The sequence below is a fragment of the Microcystis sp. LEGE 00066 genome (assembly GCF_015207925.1).
GTDB lineage: Bacteria > Cyanobacteriota > Cyanobacteriia > Cyanobacteriales > Microcystaceae > Microcystis > Microcystis ichthyoblabe_A.
The window spans coordinates 1-7429 of record NZ_JADEVX010000192.1 but is presented as its reverse complement, the minus strand read 5'-3'; the positions used below and the strand labels follow the sequence as shown (position 1 = coordinate 7429).

8 protein-coding genes are annotated in these 7429 nt (G+C 42.3%); 1 reads left to right on the top strand and 7 read right to left on the bottom strand.

Translation table 11 applies throughout. The annotated features are described in order from the left end of the window. A partial coding sequence (locus tag IQ224_RS19655) for a transposase family protein (RefSeq protein WP_194033085.1) occupies nucleotides 1-210 on the bottom strand: 210 nt, incomplete at its 3' end. Between the two features lie 149 nt (nucleotides 211-359). After that, nucleotides 360-986, bottom strand: a complete 627-nt coding sequence (locus tag IQ224_RS19650; RefSeq protein WP_228036323.1) for a hypothetical protein — start codon at nucleotides 984-986, stop codon at nucleotides 360-362. Nucleotides 987-1285: 299 nt separating this feature from the next. Between IQ224_RS19650 and IQ224_RS19645 the strand changes: the two genes are divergently transcribed. Next, nucleotides 1286-2179, top strand: a complete 894-nt coding sequence (locus tag IQ224_RS19645; protein ID WP_016515558.1) for a DNA adenine methylase — start codon at nucleotides 1286-1288, stop codon at nucleotides 2177-2179. 9 nt (nucleotides 2180-2188) lie between these two features. Here IQ224_RS19645 and IQ224_RS19640 read toward each other — a convergent pair whose 3' ends face one another. The 5 genes from IQ224_RS19640 to acpP form a co-directional block, all read right to left on the bottom strand. Further along, nucleotides 2189-2983 carry a restriction endonuclease gene (locus IQ224_RS19640; RefSeq protein WP_084989938.1) on the bottom strand — a complete coding sequence of 265 codons (795 nt, stop codon included), beginning with the start codon at nucleotides 2981-2983 and terminating at the stop codon, nucleotides 2189-2191. 208 nt (nucleotides 2984-3191) lie between these two features. After that, nucleotides 3192-3452, bottom strand: coding sequence for a helix-turn-helix domain-containing protein (locus IQ224_RS19635; protein WP_036386251.1), 261 nt, complete (start codon nucleotides 3450-3452; stop codon nucleotides 3192-3194). Between the two features lie 113 nt (nucleotides 3453-3565). Next, nucleotides 3566-5572 carry a transketolase gene (gene tkt / locus IQ224_RS19630; protein WP_002748986.1) on the bottom strand — a complete coding sequence of 669 codons (2007 nt, stop codon included), beginning with the start codon at nucleotides 5570-5572 and terminating at the stop codon, nucleotides 3566-3568. Nucleotides 5573-5655: 83 nt separating this feature from the next. Then, nucleotides 5656-6906: a beta-ketoacyl-ACP synthase II gene (gene fabF, locus IQ224_RS19625; protein WP_194033386.1), complete on the bottom strand. Its 1251-nt coding sequence runs from the start codon at nucleotides 6904-6906 to the stop codon at nucleotides 5656-5658. A 70-nt stretch (nucleotides 6907-6976) separates the two neighbouring features. Continuing rightward, nucleotides 6977-7228 carry an acyl carrier protein gene (gene acpP, locus IQ224_RS19620; protein ID WP_194033385.1) on the bottom strand — a complete coding sequence of 84 codons (252 nt, stop codon included), beginning with the start codon at nucleotides 7226-7228 and terminating at the stop codon, nucleotides 6977-6979. Nucleotides 7229-7429 lie beyond the last annotated feature (201 nt).

Genomic DNA, 7429 nt, shown 5'->3' with positions numbered 1-7429 from the left:
AACCTGTAGGTACACTGGTTGACCTGAGATTGGTAAATCTTTGACTAAATGTCGATGATTTTGGTGGAGTTTATCGCTCTCTAACCCACAACGAGGACAGATTGCTTTTTGATTTTTCGATTCGATTTGGCAAACTATACCGATATTTTCTAGGTGTAGATAGCCTTGAATAGACGTTCCTTTTAGGTTCAAAAATTTGTCAAGTATCATAGGTAAAATACTCTGGTTTTTGGCTATTATATCAAATCTTAACTCGATTGTCTATCTTTTGATATTAACTTGTTTGTGCCGTAAGTGTCTCCCTGTATAGATTTCAGCTACTTTTAGGCGTAGGTACTCTCATCGAATTTTATTTTAAGTTAATTATTTGCATAACAATTCCCGAAGAGCCGTAAATTTGGTTCAAAGTAACATTTAACACTTTTATTAGTCAATAAATTGTAAACTCTAAAAATAGGTTGACGACTTACATCAATAGCTTTAAGCACACCTTCTACAGTACCAAAACTTTGATATTTTCCCCCGATAATTTCATCAACATTAGCAATCAAAGCTTGATTCAAGTCGATACACCTTGAATCAAAGCCCAATTGCACCATAAACTCATCTCTTTTTGCCAATATTGCTAATGATCGCGCACTTTCTAAAGCTCGATCAGAAAAATACTCAGGGCGAATCGGATGTTCTAAAATTGTTACTATTCCCCTTTCTACAGTCTTAATAACTTCAGAAATTTGACTAGGTGTAATCTGATCTTGAGGCATTCCTTCTAAAGTAAGATGAATACTGCCACTATGAACTTGAGAGATTCTCCAATTTATCAGGGGGCGATTTTTGTTAGCAAGGGTTTTATCTACTTCATGGAGTAGTATTGCTAATTGTTCTTGAGCCCTGATAAATTTATCAAAAGACAACAGTGAGCCTTCTATATCTAGTGTTAGGCTCTTGATTGTTTCCTTCGATATAGGGCTTTCCCCTTTAGTCATGGCTCTAGGAATCGTGATAATTATCTCAAGTGTAAAGGTTTTGGCTAACTACTAAAGCTTCCTACTTTACATTTTTACATGAACTAACCCTAAAGCCTAAACTAGGTTGACCTATAACCACAAAAAAACCCGCTTGCGCGAGCTTTTTCCACAAAACCAAAGTTTTAATTAACCTAACAACGCTTTTGCCTTCGCTACCACGTTATCCACGGTAAAACCAAACTTCTCTGACATTCCTAGAGAAAATATCGTAATTTTGTTAAAATAATCTCAAAGAAAAGCCTCTAAAATCAAAGGTAATGTCCAAAATCGCTAAAAAACTTAGTAATTCTCCTTTTCGTTATCCCGGCGGTAAATTTTATGCCCGTAAGCTAATCTTAGCTTGTCTTCCTAGTCACCATAAGTATTGTGAACCTTTTGCGGGGGGAGCATCTATATTCTTTGCTAAGGAAAGTGTAGCAGAGAATATTCTCAATGACAAAGATGAGGAATTAATGAACTGTTATCGACATATCAAAGATCATCTTGATAGTCTAATTGAATTATTAAAAGATCTAAACGCTACCAAAGAATTACACAATTATTATAAAAATGAATTTCAACCAGCCAATGACCTAGAAAGAGCCATGCGTTGGTATTATCTAAATAGAACTTCCTACTCAGGAATTATGAAACTTGAAAATTGTTATTGGGGCTATGGTGATAAGTATTCTATGCGTCCTGAAAACTGGCCTTCTCACCTAAAAACCACTTCGGAAAAACTGCAAAATGTCAATTTATCTTGTTTAGATTTTGAAGATTTAATCAATCAATTACCCGATGATTACTTTTTATTTGTCGATCCTCCTTACTTTCAAGCAGATCAAAATAAATTCTATTCCTGCTTCTTCAGTCTAGAAGATCATGAAAGGTTATGTAAGACGTTGAAAAAACATCAACATCGATTTAAATTTCTTTTGACTTATGATAATTGCTCCGAAATTAGAGAAATGTATGATTGGTGTATTTCTTTACAAGATAATGAATGGAATTACACTATTAATCGAACTGATGATCAAAAAAATGGTTTGAAATTAGAACATGGTTATCAGAGTGAAAGACGCAAGGGCAAGGAGGTATTTATTGCTAATTATGATCTTGAGAAACCTGCAAGATTTACACCTCTACAATTAAGTTTATTCGATGTATCTTGATTCCTAATTTTAATCAAGTAAATCCTCTATTTTTTCTATCGGTAGCCATGGTTGTAGAGGTTCAGCCGTATTAACATCAAAGAAAATTTTGGGATAATTAGGGATGAAATTACAGTTGTGATCGTGGCATTTCTGGCGAGAACACTTGATATTATTGGTTTGATTTGCTGTTAAATCTTTACTTCTGGCAACGTACATTTTCAAAAGGGCTTCTTCTTGATTATTAATATTAATTTTGCTTAAAAATATTTGCTCTTTTGGTGTGGGGTTCCAAACAAATAGTCCCGTTTCTAAATTGGTCTGAAAAAAAGCATTGGCAAGAGATGTAATCACTAAATCAAAATCTGTTTCAATATATTGATCTTTGTGAATATTGAGGCTTGTTGAAGGTATTCCTATCAATTTAGACCTTTGTTCTGCCGCTTTGTCTCCTAAGGTTCTTGATCTCATACATTTGACTTCAATAAAAGGTCTGATACCTCCCTGAAGACGGAAACTACCTTTTTTGGCTAACTTACATTCAGCAGAGTATTTTTTGGCGTTTTTTTGATTGATAATAGCTACATCTATATCGTGAGAACCAGCTTGAGGATTTAAGCGAGGATTAGTAACTAAATAATTATTCGCGAGTATTTTTGACAGTTCATCTTGTACAGTGAACTCAAAAAACTTGCCACGAATCATAGGAATAACTTTTGGATCATTGAGAACTTCTGTAATATATTTGATATTCAAACTATAACTCTTACAAAAACTTTCTATTTTTGGCTCTTCGTTACTTTTTATGGTTCGATAGGGTGGCATAAATAAACTAAATCCTTATCTGGCAAGAGATTTAATTGATTAGTTCGCTCTAGATCAAAAACAATTGACAAAAATCGCCAAACGTTTTTCTCTATAAGGGTTCCGTCCCTTATAACCCCCGTACATTACATAACAGAAACCGAAGAACCCTATTTTTTCAAACCATTCCCATTCAAGCTCGTTATCATGCAAAAACTGCTCAAGCAATTTAATCAAATCTTCTGACATCATCAGTATTTACATCGGAATTTATAGACATAGTGTTAAAAAGCTCCGAAAGACTTATGTTTAATGCTCTACATAAAGAAATCAAGCATAGTAAAGAAGGATTCCTTTTACCACGTTCAAGAAGACTGATGTAAGTTCTATCCAAATTGGCCGCTTCGGCCAACCTTTCTTGGGATAAACCCTTTTGAATGCGAGCATTATGTAAACATCTGCCAAATTGAGCTAAATTGTCCTTTGCCATGCTTCGATTAAACTGCCTGACGTGACCCCTAGTCCACTGACTGACAGTCACAATAGAAAAACAAAAAAATGAGCCAGATTTTTCTGACTCATTACAGCTAAGATTTCAGGTAATTAACCTAACAACGCTTTTGCCTTCGCTACCACGTTATCCACGGTAAAACCGAACTTCTCTAGAATCACACCTCCTGGAGCAGAAGCGCCGAAGGTATCAACCCCCAACACATCCCCCTCATCGGTGATGTAGCGATGCCAACCCATAGTTGAACCCGCTTCCACCGCGAGACGTTTTTTCACTGCTTTCGGCAATACCGATTCTTTGTATTCTGCCGATTGTTCCTCGAATAGCTCCCAACAGGGCATAGAAACGACGCGGGCTTTAATTCCTGCTTCTTTCAACACCGCAGCCGCTTTATCGCAGAGATACAACTCGCCACCCGTACCGATGAGAATGACATCGGGAGTACCTTCACAATCGGTGATAATATAAGCACCTTTGGCCACACCCTCAAGGGAAGTTCCTGCTAAATTGGGCAGATTTTGACGGGATAATGCTAGTAACGTCGGGCGCTTAGTTTCACTCACCGCTACTTTATAAGCGCCAGAAGTTTCCGTACCATCCCCCGGACGCATGACTAAGAGGTTAGGAATAGCGCGCAGAGAAGCAACGTGTTCCACGGGTTGGTGAGTCGGTCCATCTTCCCCTAGGGCAATGGAATCGTGAGTCATTACCCAGATGACGCGAGTTTCTGACAATGCCGATAAACGGATAGAATTCCGCATATAGTCGGTGAAAATCAGGAAAGTTGCCCCGTAGGGAATCAATCCCGTGTTATGGAGAGCAATCCCGTTACAAATCGCCCCCATCGCGTGTTCTCGCACGCCAAAATGGACGTTACGCTCCTGATAACTGCCTTTTTGGAAATTACCAAAATGCTCTAATTCCGTGTAGTTAGAGTGGGTTAAATCCGCCGAACCACCGATTAAACCGGGTAAAACCCCCGCAAGCGCATTTAAGCAGATTTCCGAGTGTTTACGACTAGCGAGCGCCTTATCTTCGGGTTTATAAACCGGTAAAGCTTGCTCCCAACCTTCCGGCAGTTGACCGGTGGTTAACTGCTCAAATAAAGCCGCTTCTGCGGGATATTTAGCCTGATATTCGTTAAATAACTTATTCCAGTCCGTTTCTGCCGTCGCTCCCTTGTCCACTGCTTGCCGGAAACGATTTAACACCTCATCGGGAACCACAAACGGCTCGTATTCCCAACCTAAGGCTTTCCGGGTTAACTCGATTTCTGTTGCTCCCAAAGCTGCCCCGTGAACATCGGCGGTATTAGACTTATTGGGGGAACCATAACCGATGGTGGTGGTGATTTTAATCATCGAGGGTTTATCGGTGACAGCTTTGGCAGCCGCGATCGCATTGGCAATGGCATCTAAATCGGTGTTACCATTCTCGACGTGCTGAACGTGCCAACCGTAGGCTTCAAAACGCTTGCTCACGTCTTCGGTAAAAGCGATATCGGTGGAACCATCGATCGAGATATGGTTATCATCGTAGAGGGCGATTAACTTGCCTAAACCCCAGTGACCGGCCAAAGAACAAGCTTCCCCGGAAATCCCCTCCATATTGCAACCATCACCTAAAATCACATAGGTGTAATGGTCGATAATTTTGGCATCCGGTTTGTTGAAACGGGCCGCTAAATGGGCTTCTGCTAGGGCCAAACCCACACCATTGGCAATCCCTTGACCCAGAGGACCAGTGGTCACTTCTACCCCTTCCGTAACGAAATTTTCGGGGTGGCCGGGGGTTTTCGATTTCCACTGCCGGAATTGTTTAATTTCCTCGAGGGGAACGCTATCGTATCCCGTCAGGTACATCAAAGCGTACTGCAGCATACAACCGTGACCGGCGGAGAGAACAAAACGATCGCGATTGACCCATTGGGGGTTTTTCGGGTTAAAACGCAGGAATTGATCCCAGAGAACAAAGGCCATGGGAGCAGCTCCCATCGGCAGTCCGGGGTGTCCAGATTTAGCTTTTTCTACGGCATCCACCGCTAAAAAACGCACGGCATTAATACAAAGTTCTTCGAGGGATTGAGAGGCGACAACCATAATGTTTTTTAGAATGAACTACAAAAATAAGACCCAGGTTAAAGAGGGAGCCACTCACAGATTACTCTTTCGGGGGCATCGACTCAAGCATATTTTCTAAAAGCTAAGGTGACGTTATGGCCACCAAATCCAAAGGAGTTGGAAAGGGCAGCGTTAACTATCTGCTGACGACTTTCGTAGGGGACGTAATCGAGATCACAATCGGGGTCAGGATTGTCCAGGTTGAGCGTCGGGGGAATCCGATCATTAGCGATCGCCATGACCGTGGCCACGGCTTCAATGCCGCCAGAACCGCCTAAAAGGTGGCCTGTCATCGATTTGGTGGAACTGACGGGGATTTGGTAGGCCGATTCTCCTAAAGCTTTTTTAATCGCCTTAGTTTCCGTGGGATCATTGGCCCCCGTACTGGTTCCGTGGGCGTTGATATAGCTAATTTCCGCCGGAGTTAAACCGGCATCTTGGACCGCTAATTCGATCGCTCTGGTGGCTCCACGACCATCGGGAACCGGAGCCGTCATGTGATAGGCATCGCAAGTCAGACCATAACCGATCATTTCGGCGTAAATCCGCGCCCCACGGGCCAAGGCCGTTTCTAATTCCTCTATAATCAAGATTCCTGCCCCTTCCCCCATGACAAAACCATCCCGATCCTTGTCAAAGGGACGACTGGCCCGGGTGGGGTCATCGTTGCGGGTGGACAGGGCCTTAGCGGAGGCAAAACCAGCCAATCCTAGGGGGGTAACGGCGGCTTCCGTCCCACCGCAGATCATCGCTTTGGCCGAACCCCTTTGTACTAGACGAAAAGCATCCCCGATGGCATTGGAACCAGCAGCACAAGCGGTCACGGTACAGTTACTCGGTCCCTTGGCTCCCGTATGGATAGCGGTTAAACCGGCGGCCATATTGGCAATCATCATCGGGATCATGAAAGGACTACACCGGCCCGGACCTTTTGTCAAGTAAATTTCCTGTTGATCCTCCAGCACTTTTATACCACCTACGCCCGTACCGATTAGTACACCTATATCATCGGCATTGAGAGCGTCGATAACTAATCGCGAATCTTGCAGTGCTTGCAAACTGGCGGCGACGGCAAATTGAGCGAAACGGTCCATGCGCTTTGCCTCTTTGCGATCCACATATTCGTGGGGGTCAAAACCCCGCACTTCCCCAGCAATGCGACAAGCGTGACGGGAGGCATCAAAGTGGGTAATTAAACCAATGCCACTTTTGCCGTTGATTAAGCCTGTCCAATAGTCTGCTAGATTATTGCCGAGGGGAGTGATCGCACCCATCCCCGTGATGACAACCCTTTTTAATGGCAATTCTGTCATGTTTGTTCAAAAATAAGGGCAGATTTTGCCCCAGATATTTAATTCTAAATTGTCAATTTTCCCGCAATAATTAGGCGGTTGCTCCTACTTTCTCGTTAATATACTCGACAGCTTTGCCCACAGTGTCAATTTGTTCGGCTGCTTCGTCGGGAATTTCAATATCAAATTCTTCCTCTAAAGCCATCACTAACTCTACCACATCAAGGGAATCCGCTTTCAGATCATTAGCAAAGCTTGCTTCGGGAGTAACTGTACCCGGATCCTCTACTTCTAATTGTTCCACAACAACTTTTTTAACTCGATCGAAAATTTCTGCACTCATGGATGTCAATTTTTATCCGCTGGTTTACCAGACTCTAGCCCCTAGGGTCTGGGGAAATGGGGCGGTGTTACCATTTCCAGCAATAAATTTCGGTTAGCTTTTTCACTGACCATTTTTCATCTTACTGGAAGTTGTTCCCCTCTTGATGAAGTTTTTTTGCGATCATCAGGGAAATTGGGGTGTGGGGTAGTGGGGTAGTGG

Bases quoted from the DNA above. Each gene is read 5' to 3' on its own strand.
- IQ224_RS19650 (WP_228036323.1), bottom strand. From the start codon at position 986: ATGACTAAAGGGGAAAGCCCTATATCGAAGGAAACAATCAAGAGCCTA.
- IQ224_RS19645 (WP_016515558.1), top strand. From the start codon at position 1,286: ATGTCCAAAATCGCTAAAAAACTTAGTAATTCTCCTTTTCGTTATCCC.
- IQ224_RS19640 (WP_084989938.1), bottom strand. From the start codon at position 2,983: ATGCCACCCTATCGAACCATAAAAAGTAACGAAGAGCCAAAAATAGAA.
- IQ224_RS19635 (WP_036386251.1), bottom strand. From the start codon at position 3,452: ATGGCAAAGGACAATTTAGCTCAATTTGGCAGATGTTTACATAATGCT.
- tkt (WP_002748986.1), bottom strand. From the start codon at position 5,572: ATGGTTGTCGCCTCTCAATCCCTCGAAGAACTTTGTATTAATGCCGTG.
- fabF (WP_194033386.1), bottom strand. From the start codon at position 6,906: ATGACAGAATTGCCATTAAAAAGGGTTGTCATCACGGGGATGGGTGCG.
- acpP (WP_194033385.1), bottom strand. From the start codon at position 7,228: ATGAGTGCAGAAATTTTCGATCGAGTTAAAAAAGTTGTTGTGGAACAA.